The 311-nt window shown below is 53.1% G+C and carries 2 rRNA genes; both read right to left on the reverse strand.

Annotated features, from left to right (window positions below):
* Positions 1–4 precede the first annotated feature (4 nt).
* Positions 5–121 (reverse strand): 5S ribosomal RNA (rrf, locus tag AB8M46_RS39935).
* Positions 122–204: 83 nt separating this feature from the next.
* Positions 205–311, reverse strand: a 23S ribosomal RNA gene (locus AB8M46_RS39940); the annotation flags it as partial.

Consider the following 311-nt stretch of genomic DNA (forward strand, 5'->3'; position numbering starts at 1 on the left):
GTTAGTCCGGCGGTGTCCTACTCTCCCACAACCCTTCGGTTGCAGTACCATCGGCGCTGTCAGGCTTAGCTTCCGGGTTCGGAATGGGACCGGGCGTTTCCCTGACGCTATAACCACCGAAACACTATGAAACACACTCTCCACCGACTCTTGCTGGTGGTTGTGTGGTGTTTCAGAGCTGTAGAGTGGATGCGTAACATCTTTGTGGGCAAGTCCTCGGCCTATTAGTACCAGTCAACTCGACAACACATTACTGTGCTTCCATTTCTGGCCTATCAACCCAATGGTCTGTTGGGGGCCTTAACCCACAA

Source organism: Amycolatopsis sp. SB7-3 (genome assembly GCF_041021335.1).
Classification (GTDB): Bacteria; Actinomycetota; Actinomycetes; order Mycobacteriales; family Pseudonocardiaceae; genus Amycolatopsis; species Amycolatopsis japonica.